General features: G+C 38.6%; 14 protein-coding genes. 6 read left to right on the forward strand and 8 right to left on the reverse strand.

Annotated elements, in window-relative coordinates:
* Nucleotides 1-113: 113 nt before the first annotated feature.
* The 5 genes from FLEMA_RS0103085 (at nt 114) to FLEMA_RS0103105 (ending at nt 12,533) form a co-directional block, all read left to right on the forward strand.
* Nucleotides 114-3,380 carry a VCBS repeat-containing protein gene (locus FLEMA_RS0103085; RefSeq protein WP_026994194.1) on the forward strand — a complete coding sequence of 1,089 codons (3,267 nt, stop codon included), beginning with the start codon at nt 114-116 and terminating at the stop codon, nt 3,378-3,380.
* A gap of 740 nt (nt 3,381-4,120) precedes the next feature.
* Nucleotides 4,121-5,452 carry a vanadium-dependent haloperoxidase gene (locus FLEMA_RS0103090; RefSeq protein WP_026994195.1) on the forward strand — a complete coding sequence of 444 codons (1,332 nt, stop codon included), beginning with the start codon at nt 4,121-4,123 and terminating at the stop codon, nt 5,450-5,452.
* Nucleotides 5,453-5,538: 86 nt separating this feature from the next.
* On the forward strand, nt 5,539-6,987 hold the full coding sequence (locus FLEMA_RS0103095; protein WP_026994196.1) for an alpha-L-fucosidase: 1,449 nt from the start codon (nt 5,539-5,541) through the stop codon (nt 6,985-6,987).
* A gap of 592 nt (nt 6,988-7,579) precedes the next feature.
* Nucleotides 7,580-10,903 carry a SusC/RagA family TonB-linked outer membrane protein gene (locus FLEMA_RS0103100; protein WP_026994197.1) on the forward strand — a complete coding sequence of 1,108 codons (3,324 nt, stop codon included), beginning with the start codon at nt 7,580-7,582 and terminating at the stop codon, nt 10,901-10,903.
* Between the two features lie 40 nt (nt 10,904-10,943).
* The gene (locus tag FLEMA_RS0103105; protein WP_026994198.1) at nt 10,944-12,533 is read left to right on the forward strand and encodes a SusD/RagB family nutrient-binding outer membrane lipoprotein; all 1,590 of its coding nucleotides are present in this window, start codon (nt 10,944-10,946) and stop codon (nt 12,531-12,533) included.
* A gap of 131 nt (nt 12,534-12,664) precedes the next feature.
* On the opposite strand, the gene lysM is transcribed toward FLEMA_RS0103105, so the two are convergent.
* The 8 genes from lysM to FLEMA_RS0103145 all read right to left on the reverse strand — a co-directional run bounded on the left by lysM (nt 12,665) and on the right by FLEMA_RS0103145 (nt 21,948).
* Nucleotides 12,665-13,129 (reverse strand): peptidoglycan-binding protein LysM, encoded by a 465-nt coding sequence (lysM, locus tag FLEMA_RS0103110; protein ID WP_026994199.1) that lies wholly within the window; start codon nt 13,127-13,129, stop codon nt 12,665-12,667.
* A 235-nt stretch (nt 13,130-13,364) separates the two neighbouring features.
* Nucleotides 13,365-16,571 (reverse strand): S41 family peptidase, encoded by a 3,207-nt coding sequence (locus FLEMA_RS0103115; protein WP_026994200.1) that lies wholly within the window; start codon nt 16,569-16,571, stop codon nt 13,365-13,367.
* A 131-nt stretch (nt 16,572-16,702) separates the two neighbouring features.
* Complete coding sequence (locus FLEMA_RS0103120) at nt 16,703-17,620, reverse strand: cation diffusion facilitator family transporter (protein ID WP_044170698.1); 918 nt, start codon at nt 17,618-17,620, stop codon at nt 16,703-16,705.
* Between the two features lie 68 nt (nt 17,621-17,688).
* Nucleotides 17,689-18,105, reverse strand: coding sequence for a Fur family transcriptional regulator (locus tag FLEMA_RS0103125; RefSeq protein ID WP_026994202.1), 417 nt, complete (start codon nt 18,103-18,105; stop codon nt 17,689-17,691).
* A gap of 50 nt (nt 18,106-18,155) precedes the next feature.
* Nucleotides 18,156-18,974 (reverse strand): aminotransferase class IV, encoded by an 819-nt coding sequence (locus FLEMA_RS0103130; protein WP_026994203.1) that lies wholly within the window; start codon nt 18,972-18,974, stop codon nt 18,156-18,158.
* Nucleotides 18,975-19,090: 116 nt separating this feature from the next.
* Nucleotides 19,091-19,948 (reverse strand): transglutaminase family protein, encoded by an 858-nt coding sequence (locus FLEMA_RS0103135; protein WP_026994204.1) that lies wholly within the window; start codon nt 19,946-19,948, stop codon nt 19,091-19,093.
* 137 nt (nt 19,949-20,085) lie between these two features.
* Nucleotides 20,086-20,823 (reverse strand): proteasome-type protease, encoded by a 738-nt coding sequence (locus FLEMA_RS0103140; protein ID WP_026994205.1) that lies wholly within the window; start codon nt 20,821-20,823, stop codon nt 20,086-20,088.
* Between the two features lie 156 nt (nt 20,824-20,979).
* Nucleotides 20,980-21,948 (reverse strand): alpha-E domain-containing protein, encoded by a 969-nt coding sequence (locus FLEMA_RS0103145; protein WP_026994206.1) that lies wholly within the window; start codon nt 21,946-21,948, stop codon nt 20,980-20,982.
* A 363-nt stretch (nt 21,949-22,311) separates the two neighbouring features.
* On the opposite strand from FLEMA_RS0103145, the gene FLEMA_RS0103150 reads away from it, so the two are divergent.
* Nucleotides 22,312-25,341, forward strand: coding sequence for a SusC/RagA family TonB-linked outer membrane protein (locus tag FLEMA_RS0103150; protein ID WP_026994207.1), 3,030 nt, complete (start codon nt 22,312-22,314; stop codon nt 25,339-25,341).
* The last annotated feature ends 27 nt before the right edge of the window (nt 25,342-25,368 follow it).

The raw sequence follows: 25,368 nt of genomic DNA on the forward strand, positions 1-25,368 counted from the left end.
AAAATGCCTCTGTTTACGGAGGCATTTTGAATAATAGAGAAGTCCAATTTTTTGTATCTTACTTATTTAAAGTTGTATCTTGTTAACTGATATTTATCCCGCTTGAGAATCGTATGAAATTGACTTTTTCATTGCTATTACCAATGTTCCTTGGGTTGATTACAGTCTCTGTAAATGCCCAGTTTAGGCTTGTCCCTTCTTCCGAGTCTGGTGTAACTTTCGTAAATCAGTTGACCGAAACCGAAAAACACAATGTATTAGCGTATGAATATTTTTACAATGGAGGTGGGGTGGCTGTAGGCGATTTGAATAACGATGGCCTACTCGATCTGTACTTTACTGGTAATATGGTACAAGACCAAATTTACCAAAATCTTGGAAATCTAAAGTTTAAAAATGTTACTCAACAAGCAGGAGTCAGTAAAGGGGGGTGGAAAACAGGCGTAACCTTCGTCGATATTAATCAAGATGGCTGGCTCGATATTTATGTATGCTATTCGGGCGATGGTGACGCCAATGCTCGTCGAAATAAACTTTATATCAATCAAAAAAACTTCAAATTCTTAGAAAAAGCAGCCGACTACGGCCTTGATTTACCCACAAATTCTACACAAGCAGCATTTTTTGACTACGACAAAGACGGTGATTTAGATTGCTTTTTACTCAACCATAGCATCAAAGATTATAAACGCTTTGATGCCTCGGTGCTAAAAGCCCAGCGTGATGAAACTGCTGGCGACCGTTTGCTCAAAAATGAAAATGGAAAGTTTGTAGATGTAAGTGTACAAGCCAATATCAAAGGTAATCCTTTGGGTTTTGGTTTGGGTATTGCCATTGCCGATATTAATCTCGACGGTTGGCCTGATATTTATGTTTCTAACGATTATATAGAACAAGATTACTTATATATCAACAATGGCGATGGCACTTTTACCGATAAATTAGAAGAATCGGTTGGGCATTTGAGCCAGTTTTCGATGGGAAATGAGGTGGTAGATATGAATAACGACGGCTTCCCCGATATATTTACCCTTGATATGCTACCAGAAGACAACCGCCGTCAAAAGCTGTTGTATGGCCCCGAAAATTATGAGAATTATAAAAGTATGATTCGCAATGGTTTTTATCACCAAATTATGCGAAATATGCTGCAACTCAACAATGGTGATGGTACTTTTAGTGAAATCGCTCAGTTAGCGGGTATTTCTAATACCGATTGGAGTTGGTCGCCTTTGGTGGCTGATTTTGATAATGATGGATATAAGGATTTGTTTGTTACGAATGGATACCTCCGTGACTATACCAACATGGACTTTATGAAGTTTTATGCAGACAAAGAACTCAAGGCAGCTCAGGGAAATCCGACGGCGATGATGGATATTTTAAAAGAAATGCCCTCTACTGCTACACAAAACTATATTTTTAGAAATAACGGAAAACTCCAGTTTGAGAATAAAACCAAAGATTGGCATTGCGACCAACTTTTGTTGTCGAGTGGGGCTGTCTATGCTGATTTAGACAATGATGGTGACCTCGAAATAATTACTAACAATGTCAATAAAGAAGTTACAATTTATCAAAATGAGCAAAAATCTCAACATTATTTGACAGTTCAGCTTGGCGATATGGCCAAAAGTAATACTTATGGGGCTAAAGTGTGGATATATTATCAAGGAAAAATGCAATATCGTGAGCATTATCCAACCCGTGGTTTTCAGTCATGTATGTTGATGCCCCTGCATTTTGGAGTAGGTGAAAATACTTCGATTGATAGCGTTAAGGTAGTTTTTACCAATCAGACAACTCAGGTGTTTAAGTCAGTAAAGGCAAATCAGGTTTTAAATGTAAGTATCGAGAAAAGTACAAAAAGCAATATAGCTCAAGTTGTCAAAAATGTTTTTGTTCCTATCAAAAATGACACTATTCCTTATGGAAATGTTGAAGACGATTATAATGATTTTAAACGACAATTATTATTACCCAATATGTTATCGTATGTTGGGCCAAAAGTAGCCAAAGGTGATGTCAATGGCGATGGCTTGGAAGATATGTATATTGGTGGCTCAAAAGGGCAGTCGGGAGCTATCGTACTTCAACAATCAGATGGTTCATGGCTAGGTACAGAGCAAGCAAGTATCGAATCGGATATTATGTGTACCGATACCGATGCACTGTTTTTTGATGCCGATAACGATGGCGACCTCGATTTGTATGTAGTAAGTGGCGGATATGCCTATTTACCAGACGATTTATTGTTACAAGATAGGTTATATCTCAACGACGGAAAAGGACATTTCACCAAAACTGAAGACAACTTACTAACAGGCGATTTGAATAGTGATGCCTGTGTTACTGCTCTAGATTTTGACCATGATGGCGATTTAGATTTATTTATTGGTGGAAGGGGAGTGCCTGGGGCATATCCACTCACAGTAACGAGTCGATTATTACAAAATGATGGCAGAGGCTTTTTTACGGATGTCACAAAAACCTTAGCACCAGCTTTTGAAAAGCTAGGTATGATTACTACAGCCAAAAGCTTAGACATCAATAAAGATGGCTGGGACGACCTGATTTTGGCTGGCGATTGGCAACCCATAAGTGTTTGGATAAATAACAAAGGAACTTTTGTACAAAACAAACAGGCTATTATAGGTGATGAATTGAAAGGGTGGTGGAATACGATGGAGGTAGCTGATTTGGATAATGACGGCGATTTGGATGTAGTTTTGGGAAATTATGGCATCAATAATCAGTTGAAACCTTCTGATAAAGAACCTGTGTCTTTAGTATATGGCGATTTTGACCAAAATGAAGCCGTTGACCCATTTTTGTGTTATTATGTTCAAGGGAAATCGTATCCACTGGTAAGTCGTGATGAAGCCCTCAATCAAATGTTTGCTTTGCGACGAAAATTTACTAATTATGCTTCTTATGCCGATGCCGAATTGAAGGATATGCTAACTCCCGAACAGCTTAAATTAGCTGATACACTAATAGCCAATACTTTCCAATCAATCGTATTAGAAAACAAAGGCAATGGTACGTTTCAGCCTATTGCATTACCTGTTGAAGCTCAATTTGCTCCAGTTTATGCAATTGCTTTGATAGATATTAATAAAGATGGATTAAAAGACTTGATTTTAGGGGGTAATCAGTTTCATACTCGTATTAAAATAGGAAAAATGGATGCTAACTACGGTATGCTTTTCATCAATAAAGGTCGTTGTCATTTTGATTATTTGCCACAGTATCAATCAGGTTTTCAGGTAAAAGGCGAAGTTCGGGATATTATTACTACTAAGAATAAAAATGGTCAACAAGTACACTTTTTTAGAAATAATGATACTGTTTCGAGTTATCAATTATTAGAAAAGTGAGTTAGTGATTGAGTAAATTGTGAGTTAGTGATTGAGTAAATTGTGAGTTAGTGATTGAGTGAATTGTGAGTTAGTGATTGAGTGAATTGTGAGTTAGTGATTGAGTGAATTGTGAGTTAGTGATTGAGTAAATTGTGAGTTAGTGATTGAGTAAATTGTGAGTTAGTGATTGAGTAAATTGTGAGTTAGTGATTGAGTGAAAAGTGAGTTAGTGATTGAGTAAATTGTGAGTTAGTGATTGAGTGAAAAGTGAGTTAGTGATTAAGTAAATTGTGAGTTAGTGGTTGAGTGAATTGTGAGTTAGTGATTGAGTGAAAAGTGAGTTAGTGATTAAGTAAATTGTGAGTTAGTGGTTGAGTGAATTGTGAGTTAGTGATTGAGTGAAAAGTGAGTTAGTGATTAAGTAAATTGTGAGTTAGTGATTAAGTAAATTGTGAGTTGGTGATTAAGTGAATTGTGAGTTGGTGATTGAGTGAATTGTGAGTTGGTGATTAAGTGAATTGTGAGTTGGTGATTGAGTGAATTGTGAGTTGGTGATTGAGTGAATTGTGAGTTAGTGATTGAGTGAATTGTGAGCTAGTGGTTGAGTGAATTGTGAGCTAGTGGTTGAGTGGTTAGGTCAAACGGCAGCCCAATATTTTGAGTTCTCCAACCAATATCTTTTTCAAAAAATTACTCATCACTAACTCACTCAATCACAATTCACTCAATCACTCAATAAAATATAAATACTGGTAAAAATGAAAACACAAAGATGGATATATGCTCTAATATGCTTTGGAGTGATATTCCAAAATACTACTTTAGCGAAAGAAACCCCTTCATTGACCGACACAAAGGCTTATGTAAAAGCCTTAAAGCAATTAACCGACGTGATGGTAAGCGATGTTACTGGCCCATGTGCTGCTGCACGTTATTATGCTTATGCCAATTTAGCTCCTTATGAAATTTTATCACAGAATACTACTAATACCAAATTGGTAAAACTCAAAGGAAAGCTGAATGCCTATCCTAATTTTGATGATTTAAAATCTAAAGCACCAATCGCTGAGGATTTTGCCGCTATTTATGCTTTATTGAGAATGGGCGAAGATTTATTGCCATCGGGCTATACCCTCGAAAACCCTCGTAAAGAATTGGTAAAACAACTAGAACAGTCAGGTAAAATATCTTCACAAGTACTACAAACCTCTGTTGCCTATGCCGATTCTGTGGTGAAACGCTTGGTAAAATATGCAGCCAAAGACGGCTATGTAAAAACAAGTGGCTATTTACGCTACACACCTATCAATAAAGAAGGTTTCTGGCAGCCAACACCTCCAGCATATACCGAAGCCTACGAACCACACTGGCGAACCCTCCGTCCTTTTGTATTGGATAGTGCCGCTCAGTTTAAGCCAGAACCTGCTATTCCTTATAGCAAAGACCCCAACAGTACATTCTTTAAGCTTGCTAAAGAAGTTTATGATGCTACTCAGCATCTTACAAAAGAACAAATTCATATTGCTAATTTTTGGGATTGTAATCCATTTTTCTTGAATCAAAAAGGGCACATTAGTTTCGGAACAAAAAAAATATCTCCTGGCGGACATTGGATGGGTATTACAGGCATAGCCTGTTTACAGAAAAAAGTAAATTTAGCCGAAGCCGTACGCTGGCACGCTATGGTAGGCATTACGATGGCAGATGCTTTTATATCGTGTTGGGATGAAAAGTACAGAAGTAATAGAATCAGACCCGAAACTGTCATCAATCAACAAATTGACCCCAATTGGCGAGGATTACTACAAACCCCACCTTTTCCAGAATATACCAGTGGACACAGTGTGATTTCTTCGGCAGTAGCTACGCTGCTTACCCATTTAGTAGGCGATAACTTTGCTTATACCGATGTTGTCGAGGTTGAATTTGGTATACCAAAACGTTCGTTCAAATCATTTAAACAAGCAGCTTCGGAAGCCGCTATTTCTCGCTTTTATGGCGGTATCCATTTCAAAGACTCTATCGACTACGGAGCCAAACAAGGTGCTAACATTGGTGACTATGTAATACAGAAGGTAATTTCTCAATAAATTTTAATAATAGGCTATTGCCGTTTTACTATCGACGGCATATTGCCCAAAAGCAATTTTCTATAAAAACTCAAAATTAATTTACAATGAAGAAAAAAGCACTATTGCTTGGCTTATTAGCAAGTATGCTTTGGAGTAAGTCCAACGCCCAACAGCACTCAGAACAAAACCATGACAAATATGTATGGCCAAAAGATGAGCTAGTAAAACAAAAACTTAATAAATGGCAAGATATAAAATTTGGTTTGTTGATGCACTGGGGAACGTATAGCAAGTGGGGAATTGTAGAATCGTGGTCGTTGTGTCCAGAAGATGAAGGCTGGTGCGAGCGTCGTGGCGAATCGTCGAGCAACTGGTACGAATACAAAAAGGCTTACGAAAACTTACAAACCACTTTCAACCCAACACAGTTTACACCAGAAAAATGGGCTGATGCTGCCCAAAAAGCAGGGATGAAGTATGTGGTTTTTACAACCAAACATCACGATGGCTTTTGTATGTTTGATTCAAAATATACGAACTACAAAGTTACTGATGCCAAGTCGCCTTTTGCAAGTAATCCTAAAAGCAATATCGCCAAAGAAGTATTTGATGCTTTTCGCAAAAAAGATTTTATGGTAGGGGCTTACTTTTCTAAACCCGACTGGAATACGCCTTCTTATTGGTGGCCTTATTTTCCACCCAAAGACCGAAACGTAAACTATGACCCTAAAAAATATCCAGAAAAATGGCAACAGTTCAAAGACTTTACCTATAATCAAATTGAAGAATTGATGACTCAATATGGTAAAATGGATATTCTGTGGCTCGATGGGGGGTGGGTTCGTCCTTTTGAATCAATCGACCCTACTATTAGCTGGCAAAAAACAATTCCTTATAACCAAGATATTGATATGCCTCGTATAGCTGCAATGGGTCGCAAAAATCAACCAGGTTTATTGGTGGTAGACCGTACGGTATCGGGCGAATACGAAAACTATGTTACTCCCGAACAACAAATCCCTGACCATTATATGCCTATTCCTTGGGAAACTTGTATGACAATGGGCGGAAGTTGGTCGTATGCACATAATGACCAATACAAATCTACTCGTCAATTAATTCATACATTGGTAGATATTGTAGCTAAAAACGGTAATTTATTGCTGAACGTAGGGCCAAGCCCTGAAGGAACTTGGGATAACGATGTGTATAATCGTATGGAAGAGATAGGTAAATGGATGACTGTAAACGGTGAGTCGATTTATGAAACTAAGCCAGCGGCACCGTATCGTCAGGCTCAATGGGCATTTACCCAGAAAGGTAAGGCTACATATATTACCTATTTAGCCAAAGAAGACGAAAAAACATTGCCAGCTACGCTTGTATTGCCTTTTAAGAGTGTAGGTAAAAAAGGTATTATTCGTATTTTAGGTGAATCAAAAGCCTTAAAAGGAAAAGAAGTTGCTGATGGTATCAGTATTATCATTCCTGAAAAAGTACGCCAAAATTTGACTAATCAACCAGCTTGGGTATTCAAATTACAGGCCGAATAGACTCTTTTGTTATATAATTTTGATTTATTTCGTTTCACGGTAGTGCTTCAAAAGCATTACCGTGTTTTTTTATCTCCCTATTTGAGTACTTCTCCTTTTTTTCTTTTGCCTTTTCAATCCTTTTTTTGATAAACTACCTAATAGTTATGATTTATTTGGCTGTTTAAGCCAAATGCAGAATAAATGAGTACATAATAATTTTTTTTATTAATATGTATTTGGTATGATTCTTATTTTTAGAACTTTAATAAATAGAAAATAAGGGTTTTAATAGTTATTTTCAATTTTTAAATAAAATAATTTCAAGTTTATTGAGTATTTTTTCCCAATATCACATTATTAATATTATTTAATAATAAAGATTATTTAATAATTTTTTTTATTAACTTGGTGCCAGTAAATCAAAAATGAGCATTTCGGTACTATGTTACTGATTGGTCTGATGATATACTTTTTTACTTCAAAGTCTTACTAACTATCAACAATGCAAACCTTTAAACTTAGGTGTATTCCACCTTAATTTCACACTTTCATCAGCTAGTTAGCTACTCAAATTTTCTATTTTAAATTTTTCACAGTAATCTTCTTTAAAATGAACGCATGTAAAAGAATTTTTACAATCTTATTTACAGCTTTACTCTTTTTTTCATGGCAGGTGGTTTCGGCCCAGCAGCCTGTAAAAGGAAAAGTTGTTGACAGTAACCAATCAGCCCTAGCAGGGGTAAGTATTCTGGTAAAAGGTACTACCAAGGGTACTGTTACCGATGCTTCAGGTAACTACACTATTTCGGTTGGTAAAAGTGCCGTATTGATTTTTCAGTCATTAGGCTTTGCAGCCAAGGAAATTGAAGTCGGTGGCCGCTCGACAATCGATGTGGTATTAGAATCTACTTCACAAAACTTGGACGAAGTTGTAGTAACAGCCTTGGGTATCAAAAGAGAACAAAAGGCTTTAGGGTATTCGGTAGGTACTATTTCGAGTAAAGAAATCACAGCTTCGGGTAATACCAACTTTGGCTCGGCTTTGTACGGTAAAGTAGCTGGGGTTAAAATCACAACAGCTCCGGGTGGAGCTACCAGTGCGGTAAACGTACAGGTACGTGGTATCAACTCGCTGAATTACAACACACAGCCACTTTATGTAGTCGACGGTATCGTAATTCGTGACTTTAACCAAGCTGGAGCTGGCGGGTTGAATAACGGTGGGTATTGGGACGACCAAAAAATTCGTGGTAACGGTATTTTAGATATTAACCCTGCCGATATTGCTGGCCTAACAGTATTGAAAGGTGCTTCGGCAACGGCTCTTTACGGCTCGGAGGCATCAAACGGTGTAATCGTTATTACTACAAAATCGGGTATAAAAGGCAAGGGATTAGGTGTGGAGTTGAACTATACCTTCAATCAGGAAAGAGTAGCCTTTACACCACAATACCAAAATGTGTATGGCCCAGGTTATGACCGTGCTACCAACCTATCTGTAGGTGCAAACGAAGATGGTTTTATTATTGGAGCAGATGGCTCTAAACGTGTAAACTACCGTGCTTATGCTCAGTTTGGCCCAAAAATGGATGGACAGATGCTTTCGTGGTGGGATGGTACTATGCAGGCTTATACTGCAAAACCAAACAACTTTAATGATTTTTATCAAAAAGGGTATAACTCAACTGTAAATGCCGCATTCTCAAATGCTACTGATAAGATGTCGTACCGTTTTTCTTATACTGGTACCGACTATGCAGGTATTATGCGTGGAAGCAACTTGAAACGTAATACTTTCAATTTGAACTCTTCTGTAAAATTGAGCAATCGTTTAACTGCCGATGTTGTGGTAAGTTATATCAACTCGAAAGTACATAACCGCCCAGAGCAAATCAACCGTGTAACAGCTAACTACGGTGGTTTCTTTAGCCGTGCCGAGGATATGAATAACTTTTTGAATAAATACCAAACTTCGCAAGGTTATAAGTATGTAACTTACAACAACCCACAAAGAAATCCTGAAGAAGCTATCAAATACAATATTCGTGGTGGCGACATCATGGACTTGCTTTGGAATGCCTTGAGAAATAGCGAGGACGAAAACCAAGACCGTTTGTTGAGCAGTGTTACCCTAACCTACAAAATCTCGGATGCGTTTTCATTGAGAGGTCGTGGTGGTAATGACTTTACAAGCTTGGGTACTGAAATCAAAAAATACAACGAATACCCAACCTTGTTTAACAGTGGCAATAGCACTGGCGAATACCGTGTAGCAAATGGCCGTTATTCAATTGTATATGGCGATGCAATGTTGACTTACAACAAAAAGGTAAACAACGACTTAGACGTTACAGCTAGTGGTGGTATTCAAGGTCGTCAAGAAAAATACTACGACCAATCGGTAGGTACAAATGGTGGTTTGGTTATCGAAAACTGGTTTAGTATGAACAACTCTACTAACGTTTTGAGTGCTAGTGCTTCACGTAGAGAATTGATGAAATACGCCTATTTGGGTACAGTAAATGCTGCATATAAAAATATGTTGTTTGTAGAAGGTACTGCTCGTCAGGAATATTCTTCAACTTTGCCAGCAGGCAATAATAGCTATTTCTATACTTCGGTAAACTCGGGTTTTGTATTCTCTGATGCTTTCCAAATGCCATCGTTTTTCAACTACGGTAAAGTTCGTGCATCGTATGGTGTAGTAGGTAACGCACCTCCATTGTATGTAGCTAACACTACGTATTCTCAAACAATCTTACAAACTGCCAATGGTCCAGTACCAGCTCTAAGAGCAAGCAGTAGCTACGGTAACGATTATATCAAGCCAGAACAGAAATATGAATCAGAGTTTGGTTTAGAAACCAAATTATTCAAAAATAAATTAGGTGTCGACCTTACTTATTACAATAGCCGTATCAAAGACCAAATTTTACAAACCTCTGTTCCTACCAGTACAGGAGCTAGCTCGGTATTGGCCAACGTAGGTGAGCTTCGTTCGTTTGGTTGGGAGGCGTCGATTTATGCAACGCCAGTAAAAACAAAAGATTTTAGCTGGAATACACGTGTAAACATGGCTATCAACAGAACAAAAGTACACAAACTAGCAGCGGGTATTCCTCAGTTAGTAGCGTATGATTCTGACCAGTCTGCTCTGAAAATTGTAGCTGACGAAGGCGATTATTTAGGTAATATCTATACACACGTAAGAGCTACAGATGCCAAAGGTAACTTTATTATCTCTGACGATGGATTGTACACATTGACTTCTGATTACAAAAAAGTGGGTAACGTAATGCCAAAAGTAGTGGGTGGTTTCTTGAACTCATTTAGCTACAAAGGTTTTACAATGGACATCAACATGGATTACCGTATTGGTGGTCAATTGGTATCGAACCCATTGTTGTATGCAACAGGTGCAGGTATGTTTGAAAGCACTATGAAATATCGTGACGAAGCCAACGGAGGTTTGCCATATTATGTAGATAGCAAAGGTAACAACGTATTGTTGTCGAGCCACACGGCTTCAGCTCCAAACGGTGCTAAAGTATACCACGATGGTGTATTGCTGGATGGTGTAACTACTACAGGCGAAAAGAATACCAAGGTAATTGATGCTGCTTCATACTATATCAATACTTATACTTGGGGCTCTACAGGCTGGTACGAAAACGGTTCGGTATATAACAACAGTTACTTAAAAGTAAGAGAGGCTGTATTGTCTTATACATTGCCAAATGCCATTGCTCAAAAACTTCGTTTACAAAATATCAGAGTGTCGTTGATTGGTAGAAACTTATTCTATATCTACCGCACTTTGAAAAATTTAGATCCTGAAGCTCCAATTGGAACAAGTTGGAATAGACAAGGTATCGACGAAGGCTCGACTGCTGCAACTCGTAGTTTTGGGGTGTCTCTACACGCGAGCTTCTAGGTTATCTCATCAGCAACAAGGAATTTTAAATTTAATTCAAATGAAAAAGACATTAATAAAGATAAGTAGCATTATTGCTATTGTTGGTGGTTTGACTAGCTGTAAGGATCAATTATCTGATTTGTACCTTAACCCAGAACAAACTACTGCTCCTTCTATCGAGAAGTTTTTTACTCAAATTCTGAACAACGATAGAATCTATCCAAAATACTGGGATATGCGTACATTTTCATTGACGCATGCAGGGGTGTTTTCGCAAGCTATTTCGTTTACCAACGATAAATACATTTATCGTGAGCAAGCACAATATACTGAACAACGCTGGGGCGATTATTACACAACTAACGGCAACGGAAGTGGTCCGTTGGCTCATTATCGTGAAATCGAAAAGCAATATGCTACACTATCGGCTGCTGAAAAGCAAAATGCTGATGTATTCTTGAATGCCTCGAAAGTTGCTTTTTACGAACAAACAGCTCAGATGGTTGATTTATGGGGTGATATTCCATTTAGCCAAGCTGGCCAATTGAATCTGAACGGTTCTATTGTTTCGCCAAAATTTGACGATGCCAAAGAGGTTTATTACAGTGTTATAGCTGGTTTGAAAGATGCCGCTACTTATTTTGGTACAGCAAATCTTAGCTCAACAACGGCAAGCTCTTTCAAAAAACAAGACCTTATTTTTCAGGGGGATGTTTCAAAATGGAGACGTTTGGCCAACTCATTACGTTTGCGAGCTTTGATGAGAATTTCGTTTGTTGACGAAGCTAAAGCAAAAGCTGAAGTAATGGAAATGTTGAACAACCCAACTCAGTATCCATTATTGGAGGAAAGTGCACAAAATGCTTTGTTGAATCCTGTAACAACTTATATCGACAATTTACGTAATGCTTTCTATGAGTCGAACAACCACCTCGGAGCGTCGTATTTGTTGGAAAAAGTATTGAAACCTGCCAACGACCCACGTATTGCCGTGATTTATGATAAGTCGGGGGTACAGGGTGCTAATGGAAAATGGATTCCGAATGCTGACTATTATTCGTTGCCATTGGATTTGAATTCAAATGACCAAGCCACTAATATCGGAAATGGTAAATATGCTGTATTGGACTCAGCTACTTTTGTATACAATAGCAAAATTCCAGGTGTGATTTTTACTTCTGCTGAAACCCATTTCTTGAAAGCGGAGGCTTTGGAAAGATGGGGCAATACGGCCGATGCAATGGCTGCCTATAACAAGGGACTTACGCATTCGGTAAACTATTTTTATTATTTGAATAGTATCAGTAATAGCACTGCTCCAAAAGTAGCTGCTCCTTCGGCTACCGAAATCAGCAATTTTGTTAATAATTCAACAGCTAAATATGCTGGGTCGTCGGCACAAAAATTGGCTTTGATTTGGACACAAAAGTGGGTACAATTTGGCTTTATGCAATCGGTTCAGGCTTGGTCTGAATTGCGTAGAACCAAATACCCTCAGCTAACTTTTGTTCCAGACAATTCAGCAGGCTTTAACTTGCCTCCCAATCGTTTGACATATCCGGGTAGAGAAAGAACTTTCAACCCTAATTATAGTGCTGTGGCTGCTAAAGACACAAGAGATGCTAAGATTTTCTGGGATGTGAAATAGGATGAAGTGTAGTGAATACTTCTATATGTAGGTATAGAAGTTTAGAGGCAGCCCCTGATTGGAGGCTGCCTCTTTTTATGCGTGTACCAGTGGGTTACTACAGGAATCTACAACTTCAGCTTGTAAGTTAATTACAAAGCAGGAATACGTAGTTGTTGACCAGGATAAATCAAATTAGGGTCTTTCAACATAGGTTTATTGGCTTCAAAAATAACAGGGTATTTCATCATGTCGCCATAATAATGTTGAGCAATTTTGGAAAGCGTATCGCCTTTTACTACTTCATGGTATTGGGCTTCTGGAGCTGGCTCGGCAACTGTAAGTTGGTTATCAACAACCTTTACACCTTCAACATTACCAACAGCTAAGGCTATTTTTTCAGCATCTTCTTGTTTTGTTACTTCACCAATAATGGTTACGGTATCGGCTGAGGTTTTTACTGTTAATGAATTGTAAGGTAAACCTAATTGTTTGATGTGTGCCAAAAGAGCACTCGCTCTTAATGGTTCTACTGCAGCGGCTTTAGCAGGTTCTACTTCGGCATGGCTACCAAAAACTTTTTCGCCAACACCCTTAAAAAATGACATTAAACCCATGATTTCTTAATTAAGTAATTTGATTAAGTATGAAATATTACCTTAAATACGGAAAAATTTAGATTAAGTCACTTATAAATAGCAAATTTATTTATTAAGCCCTCAAAAAATAAGCAGCAATGCAGTTTCCCAAAACGTCAAAAGTATTTGGTTTACCACAATGCTGCCTATTTTTGTATGATTATACGTAATCATGCAAAAAGAGTTTCAGACTCTAGCACCTTTACTAAGGTATTTATTTTTTAGCGTCGATTTCTTTTAGAAGCGTTTCTACAGCTACTTTCAACTGCTGGTCTGTTCCTTTTGAAATCCAATCTGGAGTATTTTCTACCAAAATGTCTGGAATAGCTGCTCCTAATTCTTGGTTTTTATCGGTAGCTTTTGTGTACCATCCTCGACCTGGCAAACGTACAAACGAGCCGTCCATTAAGGTTTTACCACCTGTCGAAATTACAGAACCGTTGGTTGGTAAGCCCACCAATTTACCAATACCAAGTGATTTGTAAGCATGCGAGAAAATTTCGGCATTCGAGTAGCTACCTTCGTTGCAAAGGGCAATAGAGGGTTTTGTCCATGCCGAATAAACCAAGCGTTCGCCAATAGGATAATAATCTCTAAATTTCTTTTTGTCTTTTTCCAAATCATTGCTTGCCCCTCGTGGAATTGTATAGGCGTGTTGCTTATAATTGAGGATTGTCATCAGATAGTCGGTTGTAGACCCACCACCATTATAACGAACATCTATCAAAAGACCTTCTTTGCCATATCCTGCGGCTATAAACTCACGCTCTACCACTTCAAAGCTAGGGAAGTCCATACTCTTGATATGAATATAACCTAAGCGTCCTTTCGAAAATTGGTCTACCAGTTTTTTTCTACCTGCCACCCATTCGTCGTACAAGTTGCTACTAATACTTGGTGTTAGGCGAATCACTACTTCACGGCTTTTTCCTGAAGCATCATTTATGGTTAGTACCACTTTTTCGTTGGCCAAGCCATTCAACATTCCATAAAAGTTTTCAGATGCTTCTACATTTTGTCCATTTACGGCTACTATTACATCTCCTTCGTTAATCAGGCTTTTAGATTTAGTGGCTGGGGTTTCGGGTACAACGTGCGAAACCTTCATGCCGTTGGCTGCTGGGACAAGCTCTGTACCGAGTAAACCTGTTGTTTCTTTTTGTGTTTCTGAACGGTCAGGAGCCGTTAATCCCATGTGACTAGCGTTCAGCTCGCCCAACAATAGATTAAACATATCTCTGAAATCATTAGATGTACTGGCATTAATACAACGCTCTTTGTATTTATCATGTAGTTTTACCCAGTTGTTTCCATGAAATTGAGGGTCATAAAAGCCGTCACGGATGGTTCTCCATGCTTCTTCAAAAACCTGAGTACGTTCAGCGAGATAGTCAATTTTCATCTTGGCTGCATAAGGCAAACTTTCAGAAACCCCCGATTTTGTATCTACACGTACCAAACCCCCTTGGCGGGTATAGTAAATATATTTACCCTCTTTGTCTAAGGTTAAGTTGCTTGGGTTGCTTCCTCCTTTGGTAATTTCTTTTAATTCTTTGCCATCCCATTTAATACTATACAAATCTCTACCTTTGGCAGTGCTACTGCTGGTTGTATAATAAAAAGTGTCACCGTCTTTGCTGATAACAAATTCTGTTTCGTTGCCGGGGAAGTTTGTTACTTGAACTACTCGTTCATGAATACGGTCAAAGTCGATTTGAATAGCCTTTGGCCCTTTTTCTTTTTTGTCGGCCTTTGTACTACTTTCGGCAGGAGCATCTTTTTCTTGCCAATCTTGGGTTTCTTTTTCCCAATCTTCTTTCTTTAGCCACACAAACCAAATATCGGCACTACGAGCCGAGCTTCTTTGCGATACAAAACCCAATTTTGAGCCATCGGCACTCCAGAATGGATTACCGTCGCCACGTGGGTGCATCGAAACGTTGACTGGTTTGCTTGAGTTATCGGCAGGACTGATATATACCTCTTGATTGAAATACAAATCAGAAAGACTATACGCTACATATTTATTGTCGGGACTCCAAGCTATATCCGAAGGCTTGTTCCAGCTATCATTCAATATCTTTTCGTTGCTTAGTTTGCCATCGGCACTAATATCGGCAATTACAAATGTGCCTTTTCCTCGTACATAAGCAATTTTTTTGCCGTCGAACGATACCATAGGCGAAGTTTCATCTTCGGCTGTTTGGGTAAGTTGTACAGTTTTATGCTTCAACGACTTAAAGATATTACGTTCGTTTTGGTCGGCAGAATTGACCAAATATAAGTCGAAGTTGCCATTGGCACGGTCGCTTGTAAACAATAAAGTAGAGTCATTAAGCCAAGCGGGTTCTATATCACGAAAAGCATGTTGTGAAAGATTAATACTTTTTGCTTTTTCTTTGTCAGCTTCTTTGATAAAAATCTCGCCACGAAGGGTATAGGCTACCAATTTGCCATTTGGCGACACCTTGTATTCTTCTAAGCCCGTGGTAAATGTTTTTTGTTCGGAAGCATCAAAACGCTCGTCGGCATTGATATTTACAGGGATTTGTTTGATAGAGCCATTGTTGGTATTGTAAGTAAACAAGCCCATTTCTTTTTCAAAAACGATGCTATTGCCATCGGCCGAAATACTAAAATGTCGAATAGATTCATCCTTGAATTGTGTGAGCTTTTTAGGAGAACCCTCCGCTTTTCCTTCGTTTGAGATCTTGATTTGATATAAATTATAAGCACCATCAATACTACTCAAAAAATAGAGAAGGCCATTTTTGCCCCACTGAGGTACAATATCGTTGGTTTCAAACAAGGCCAACTTGTTGTAAGTCTTATTTTTGGTATCATAAATCCAAATCTCACGATTCGAGCTACCAGTGTAAGCTTGTCGAGCTACAGGGTTGATGTCGCCACGCACAAGAGCCATAAAACGGCCATCGGGCGAAAGGGTTGGCTCAAAACCTACAGCATCCAAAATACGAGACTCAGTACCACCTTTGGGCGAAATAGCATAAACTTCTAACGGTCGTTCTATTTGTTTGAACTCACGGCTTGTCGAAAACAATATTTTGTCGGGTTGAGTCCAGCTAGCAATATTATCTTGGTTAGAATGAAAGGTAAGACGCTTGGGCAATCCGCCAGTTGTTGGCATAACAAAAATGTCGTTGTTGCCAAATCGACTGCCAGAGAAAGCGATTTGTTTGCCATCGGGGCTAAAAATAGGATTACTTTCGTAGGCTTCGTGAATTGTGAGTCGGGTTGCATTACCTCCTGTACTTGGTACTGTCCAGATGTCGCCTTGATAAGAGAATGCCACAACCGAGCCATCGTTGTTGATACTTGGTTGGCGAAGTACTAACGGATTTTGCCCAAAAGTACTTCCTGCATATAGTAATGAAAAAATAAATAAAAACTGTTTTTTCATAAAAAATGAAGGGTTTGATGAAGATTTAGCCCACAAATAAGCAATAAATTAGCTAAATCGTAAATTTTGGGAAAACTATTCGCCCAACTGCACGGCAACTACTATGTTCGGGAGAATTCCCCAAAAAAGGTTTAACAGTGAAGCCAAGGGCATATTTCTCCTTCATTTTCAAATTGTATAGTTGGATGCTGAACATTATAGCTAGATAATACCGATATAACTTGTTGTCGTAAAAAGCTATGGTTATGAGCTTGGGTATTGTCTATAACAAGATGAACAGTCAAGATATTAAAGCTTTCATTCAACCCCCAAATATGTAAATCATGTAGGCTTTTGATACCATCAATATCCAAAATCTGGTTTTTCAATTGTTCTTGAGGAACAGAATTGGGTACTGCTTCCAAAAAAATCATCATTGTTACCCTCAAATTACCAATAGCATTGTAACCGATAAATATTGCAATAGCAATAGAAAGGAGAGGGTCTATCCAATAAAAATGAGTGTAATAAATCACAATTGAGCCAATCAAAATAGCAACCCATCCCAAAACATCCTCTAAAAGATGAAGCATAATGGCTTGGCTATTGTGGCTATGAGTATGGCTATGTGAGTGGCCGGTATGGTGATGCGAATGATGATGGCCTTCATTTTTTTGTACTCTCCAAAATGCCAAACCATTGATAATAATGCCAATAATGGCCAAAACAAACATTCCCTTACTATCTACGACGCTAGGATTGAATAGTTTTTCGATAGCATTGATAAGCATCAATATAGCTCCGACCAACAAAAAAGTAGATAATACTAATGCCGATAAAAGCGAAAAGCGTTTGTATCCAAATGAAAAAGTGCTATTGCGGCTTTTCAGAGATATTTTTTCCAAATAAATGCCTGTACCAATGGCCAAGCTATCGCCAAGGTCATGAAAAGCATCGGTTAAAATAGCTGTTGAATTGGTATAAATGCCACCTAATAACTCGATAAAAGCAAAGCTGGTATTGAGCCAAAAGGCTATCGAAAGTCCTTTGTTGGTATGATGATGTGCCATGTCTATGTTGATTTTTGAGTGATACAACAAAAGTATCAACCTAGACTATGCAATGCTATTGCAATGTTTTATGAGCGACAATTTTCGCAAATACCACGAGCCATTACGCTTAGTTCTTCAAGCTGGAAGTTGTGAGGAATATCGACCACTGGAATAGAAATTTTGGGTAAACAAAAGGTATTCTGGCAGGCTGTGCAATAAAAATGAAGGTGGGTATCAGTGTGGGCATTTTCATGACAGCTATCCGAGCAAATGGCGTATTTGGTAGAATGTCCGTCGTTGACACTATGGATAAGTCCTTTTTTCTCAAAAGTTTTGAGGGTACGATAAAGCGTAATTCGGTCAGAATGTTCAAACTCCTTTTCTAAAATAGTTAGCGAAACGGCTGCATTTTGCTGTAGCAAAAAATCCAATACCAACAATCGCATTGCTGTGGGATTGATTTGTTTGGCATTTAGGGTTATTTCTAAAGATTTACTGTCCATTCTAGTATATTGATAGAGAAAGCAATGCTACTTTCTCTATCAAATTTATATCAGCTTTGTTGTTCGTATTGTAAGAACAAATTTTGGAGCTGTTTTGTCACAGGGCCGATTTGTCCTTGATTAAAAACCGTGTCATCTGTTTGGCTAATAGCTACAATCCTTTTGGTACTTCCTGTTGTAAATACTTCATCGGCTTCGAGGTATTCTTGGAGAGATACATCTCTTTCCTGAACCTCAAAGTGCTGCGAAGCCAATTGAATCACGTGTTTACGGGTAATACCAAATAACGCACCTTCTTTGGGAGTTACGATGATATTGTTTTTGACAATAAAGATATTACTTCTTGACGATTCCGACACAATTCCTTCATGATGGTACAACAGATCGTCGGCTTGTGCGGCTTTCATTTGTGGAATAGCCCGAATCGGTACAATATAACTAAGCGTTTTAATTTCAGGAATTTCTCGTTTGTAATTCATACTCAGCAATTTGAGTCCTTTATGAGGGTCTTTAAACTCAAAAGGTTTACCTATTACAACAAGGTTTGAGGGTTGTGTAGGCGTGTAGCCATCGGGCGAATACCCACCCGTAAGAATCATTTTAATACCCAAAAGAGGATAAGGGTTCAAACGAATCGTTTCTAAAATGATTTCCCGAAGTTTTTCTCGTGATTCAGGAATAGGTAAGCCCATGAGTCGAGCCGAATTTTCAAAGCGGTCGAGGTGGTCTTCGATAAAAATCGGTTTTCCCTCAATAGCCCTAAAAAAGTCAAAAATACCATAACCTCGCAACAACGCTAAGTCAGTTACATGAATACGAGCTTCTTCGGCTTTTTCAAAACTACCGTTGACGTAAATATATTCTTGCATAATCAATAACAGAATGAAATTTTACTAATTAAGTAAGTGTACAAAATATATAATAAGCTAGTTGAAAGTGCTGAGTTTTGAGATTAAATTTAAAAACCCAAGACTATTATGTAAAATTAAACTTCATTGACAGGCTCGTCGAGGCGACGTAGCGAAACATGGGCATGAAAAATACTTTGGGCACTACCTCTAAACGCCCCATGAATAGGAGATACCAATGCAGGCAAAGCCGACGCTGCCAAAGGAATATGCCGTCCCGACACCAAACAGTTTTGGGTAGGGTCATAACCTCGCCAGCCACCACCAGGCAAATAGACATTGACCCAAGCGTGCAAATATTGAGGTTGTGAAGGGTCGCTAAAGTAGTAGCCACTCACAAATTTGGCTGCAATACCCAGCGAGCGGCACATAGCCATAAACAATACACTATAGTCTCGGCACGAGCCTCTTCTTTCTAAAAGTGTTATTTCGGGCGAATAAGGGGCTCCTTCTTCACGGATTTCGTAGGCAAAGCCATGAATAAATGTATTAAGTTCTGACAAAAAGCTGTTGGTATCCCAGTTGACACTGGCAGCAATTTGCCGAGCAGTTTGGTCTACCAAAGTAGTAACGCCCGTTCTACCCAAATACGCCTGCAAAGAATCATGCAAATCGCCAGCGTATTTGATAGGAAGCTTACTTGATTCAAAGGGGTGATAAATAAACGAATAGGGATTATATTCTGTGATTTCTATTTGAGAAACCGCCTTGATATGCAAATGGTTAGTTTTCTTGCTAAAAAAAGCAATTTGTTGAATATTATCGGCCGAATCGATATTTTTCGATACAAAGTCTGGGGTAGGGCTTATATCAAGCGAGTAGCTATTGGCTTTCAGATAAGGCCCCAGCTTGGGGTGCATATACAAATAATGCGGTTCAAGCCAAACTTCGCCTGTGTAATCGTAAAGCAACTCATGGACAATTTCGATATTCATAACTTTGTTTGTTGATATACTAATGCTGAGGAATAGTAGGGTATTTAGCTATAAAAGAGTAAAACACAAGAGAAAAGAAAATTTCCCCAGTATTTTACTCTTTTAAGAGCAAATGCCAATGCTAATCAAAAAATAGCTTATGCTGTAGTTAGCACAGATTTTTCGAGTATGGTTTGAACCCAATCGTCAGATAATTTATCAACTGATTCTTTGAGTAATGCGTTCCACTGTTTGGTTACTAAATCCATTTCTTCTTTACCCAATCGGTGTTCGATTAGGTGAAAGCTATTGTTTTGATACACAATTACATCAATCGGATAGTCAACGTCGCTGGCACTTACTTGTGTAGCATCAAACGACAAGAAACCCAATTTTAAGGCCTCTTCAAGTGGAGTTTCGTAAGTTAAGCTACGGTTTAGCAAGGGTTTTCCATAATTAGAGTTACCAATAATTTGATAACGCAAGCCTTCGTTGATTTCAATCCAGTTACCTTCAGGAAACACCAAATACAATTTATGCTCATCATCTTTGGCCATCTGGCCGCCAATAATAGAGTGTAAGTTGAAGTGGTATCCTTCCGATTTCAACATTTCCTTATCCTCTTTGGCTACTTTTCGGAGCATATCGCCAAAGGCATTAACAGCCTCGTACATATAATCGAAAGTAACACCTTGTTCTTCGGTCAAACGATTGAAATAGGTAATAGATTTGTCACGAACAGAACGAAGCCCCGCTGTCATAATAAACAACGAATGCTTTCCTACTTCATGCACAGATACCTTTTTGTTTGAATATACCTCTGTACCCGCCGTAATACGAGTATCAGCAATGGCTATAAGTCCTCCACGAACTTTAATTCCTAAGCAATATGTCATTTGCAAATTTATGGGTGTTTAATACGAAGTAGGTGGCTTTTGGGGTTAACAACGAATTCTTAATATACTACAATCGCCTGCCTATCAATGTTTAGTGATTATGTTTCAATGCAAAGATAAAAAAAGCTGAACACTAAGCACTAATACTATTAAGTATTATTCACTAACAACAGGTTTTAAATCAAAATAAGTATTAAAAATAGCTCTTCCTACGCCATTGTTTTTTGTTTGAAAGTCGTCGAGATATTGATGTAACCCTTTATCAAAAATATCATCAATTTCTGTAAACTCAACCTCCGAACGCAGCTTACTTAATGCTTTTTCTGCTAAATTAGAATAGCTATTAGTAATAGGTGAACCCGAAACTTCGTAAAGCGATAGCTCGGCCTGACGCAAACAGTGCATTACCGAACGAGGGAATTTTTTGTCTAACAGCAAAAATTCTACGATACTAGTAGGGTTCATGACGGGGTATTGCTGACGAAACATATTATAAGCACTTACCGAACGTAATACCGCCGACCAAAGCATTAGGTCGAGGGGCGAGCCCACAGCCTCAACACCCGGTAAAAGCGTAAAGTATTTTACATCCAAAAAGCGGGTTGTTTTGTCGGCTCTTTCCAAGAGCCTGCCCAACCGCCCAAAATGCCAGCCCTCGCCACGAGTAATTGTAGAGTCTACAATCCCATAAAATAATTGGCTTCCTGTTTTAATATTTTCCAAAAAGCCTTGATACTGTGAAAGTTCCCACGATTTACTTTCATGTACCGCATTTTTTACTGTCCAGTAAATCTGATTTACATACTCCCACATTTCTTTAGAGATACTCTCCCGAATGGTTCTTGCATTTTCACGAGCATTCATTAAGCACGACAAAATCGAGTTGGGATTGCGTACATCGAAAGCCATAAAGTGCAGAATGTTTTCACGGGTAGGCTCGTCGTAATGCTCTTGAAAAATAAAATGATCTGCGGTTGCAATAATCAAAGGCTCCCATTGTTCAGGCACATCAGGAGGCAGATCTAAGGCCAAGTTGAAGTTTACAGAAATAAAACGGGCATAGTTATCGGCACGCTCAATGTACCGGTTCATCCAATAAATAGAATTTGCAACTCGACTCAGCATAAGTTCTAGGATTAAGTTGAAAAATTGTTTTTGTTCAAAAGAAAGAGTGAATTCGTTCTTAGGTATAAATGCTTAATTGTTCTAAAATAAGATAATTATTCCAAATAAAATTACCCTTATTTTCTAATTATACAATATTTATTTTGTAAAAATATGTTTTTTGCAAAATATTTCACTTGTGTATTGTACATAGTCGTTATAAATTTAGACTTTTCTTTGGTATAACAAATAAGCATTTAGAAACATTTTTTTTATCAAAGAATTAGAAAGTAAACAATATTTTGTATTTTTAGTTAATTACAATAGAGAAATTGGTCAAAAGCCAAATTCCACTTTTATTTATTAACCTTTTCTAAAATTCACATGAGAAAATTTTTACTGCTAACTGTCCTGTTGGTAATAGGACACTGTGGGCTTACTTTTGCCCAAGACAAAGTGGTGACAGGTAAAGTCACTGATGGAAAAGACGGTTCTCCCTTACCAGGTGTAAGTATTGCTGTGAAAGGCACAACCAAAGGTACTACTTCTGATGGTGCTGGGGTCTTTAAGGTAAATGCCGCCGACAATGCTGTTTTGATCATAAGCTTTGTTGGATATTCTACACAAGAAATCAAAATTGGTAATCGTTCTGTTGTCAATGCATCTCTCTTTGAAAATGTCAATCAACTTTCTGAAGTAGTAGTTACGGGGCTTGCCACGAGTGTCAAGCGTTCTAATCTTGCCAATGCTGTTTCTACGATTTCGGGTTCTCAACTCACTGGTACAACTTCGCCAATTACAACCGATGGAGCTTTGTACGGTAAAATGACAGGGGTAAATATCCAGTCAAACTCGTCTGTGCCAGGTGGTGGTTTTTCTATGCAGATGCGTGGGGTTTCTACCTTGGGGGCATCGGCTGCACAGCCTTTGTTTATTGTTGATGGTGTATATATCGACAACAGCCAGTTCTCGAATGGTCGCTCACAAGCCAATAAGGCTACTGGAGGGTCGTCGTCGAGCCCACAAGATAACAACGCCAACCGTTTGGCCGACTTAAACCCCGACGATATAGAAAATATTGAAGTATTGAAAGGTGCTTCTGCGGCCGCTATTTATGGTACTCGTGCCAATGCTGGGGTAGTAATTATTACGACTAAGCGTGGCAAAGGAGGAAAAACCAAAATTTCATTTGGCCAAGACCTTGGCTATTCTGAAGCATGGCGTTTTTATGGCGGTGCCGATTGGACAGCCGAAAAACTAACCAACTATTTTAGTGCAGCCGATGTACCATTGTTAGAAGCCGCCAAAGCTTCGGGGAAGTATTATAATTATGAAAAGGAAATTTATGGTGGAAAAGGAATCATCAGAAACTCACGTTTGAGCTTGACTGGTGGCGACGATAAAACAAAGTTTTATGTAAATGGTAGTTTATCTGATGAAACAGGTATTATCAAAAATACAGGATTTACCCGAGCTTCTGTTCGTGCCAATATCGACCACAAAATTACCAAATGGCTTGATTTTGGTATTAGTACCAACTATATATTCTCAAACAACGACAGAGGTTGGACAGGTAACGACAACTCTAACGTAAACTACGGTTATAGCTTGGCATACACACGTCCTTATATTAATTTGTATCCAGATGCCAATGGTAATTATCCAGACAACCAAGCAAGTGTTGGTGAAAATCCTTTGGCTATTAGAGACCGTGCTGTCAATAACCAAAAAGTAAATAGATTACTTCAAGGTTTTAATGTGAACCTTCGCTTGTTGAATAGAGAAAGCACTTCATTGACAGTGAAATTTAATGGTGGTTTGGATTACCAAAACGGTTTTGCTACGATTTATCTACCTTCTGATTTACAATCGCAACGTGCAGAAGCTAACCCAGGCTTTGCTCAGGATACTCGTACAGAGGTAACCAATACCAACTGGCAAGTGGCTGGGGTTTTTACCAAATCATTGATGAATTCAAAATTAAATTTAACCACTTCAGCGGGTGTAGTGAGTCTTTCAAAAGATGTGCGTTTAACTTATACACGTGGTACTGGCTTGCCAGCAGGTATTTCAAACCCTGGTGCCGCTAAAGTAGTGTCGTCTATTCCTGAATACCAAAAAAATAAAGATATTGGTATTTTTGCCCAACAAGAAGTAAACTTCAACGACCAAGTAATTGTGGCAGGAGGTATCCGTTTCGATAAATCTACGCTCAATGGTGAGTTTGACAAATACTATGCTTTCCCAAGAGGTTCGGTGGCTGTTAATGTATCTAAATTTGATTTCTTCAAAGTAGACGCTATCAATCAATTAAAATTCCGTTTAGCTTATGGCGAAACAGGGGGTGTACCTAACTGGGGTATTCCATTCAACCAATTGCTTACTGTAGGTACTGGTGGACAAGGTGGCTTGGTATTAAGTACAACAGGTGGTAACGCCAAAATCAAACCTGAAACAGCAACAGAATTGGAGGGTGGGCTTGATTTTGGTTTGTTCAACAACCGTGTTACAGGCGAATTTACTTTGTATAAAAAGAAAGTATTCGACTTGATTCAACCACTTACTTTGGCACCAACTACGGGTTTGACTTCTATTCAAACCAACTTGGCCGACTTAGAAAACGTTGGTATGGAAATTTCATTAGGAGCTGACATCATCAGAAGAGAAAATTTCACTTGGTTTTTCCGCCCAATGTATTGGTATAACCGCTCAAAAATTACACGTCTCGAAATTCCTGAGCGTTTGACAGGTGGTTTTGGGGCAACTTTTGGTCAATGGCGTGTAAAAGGCCCTTCAAATGGGGTTTATTATTCTCCAACCGAAATTGTTGGGCAGCCTCGTACAGACCCTGCTGACCCTACGTCTTGGACATCTTATGGTGACCAACAACCAAAATTCGAAATGTCGTTTGATAACAAGATTACTTTCTTAAAAAACTTTGAATTCTCGGCGTTATTTCACTGGAAAAAAGACTACACTATCGTGAGTTTGTCACGTGTATTGTGGGATGAAGGAGGGAATACTTCCGACTGGAATAGCACAAGCTTAGGATTAGGAAGCGACGGTAAACCTGCAACAGGCTCGAATGTAGTGCCTAATGGTATTGCTCGTCAAAATGTAAATGGTGTTGGACAAGAAGGTTATAACCCTTCATTGGTAAGCTATTTGCGTTTGCGTGAAGTGGCTTTATACTATAGAATTCCTAAAGCCACTATTAAAAAGGCTTTTGCTGGAGTTGTAGAGAACATCAAAGTGGGGGTTTCGGGTAATAACGTTATTACCTGGACTAACTACAAAGCGGGTTATGACCCTGAAAGCTCAAACTTTGGTAGTCAGGCATTAGGTGGTGGTGTTGACCTTGGGTCGTCGCCAGGTATTCGTCGTATGATGTTCCACATCACTGTTGACTTTTAGTAGTTGAGGTATTTGACCAAACTACTT

Source organism: Flectobacillus major DSM 103 (assembly GCF_000427405.1).
GTDB classification, from domain to species: Bacteria; Bacteroidota; Bacteroidia; order Cytophagales; family Spirosomataceae; genus Flectobacillus; species Flectobacillus major.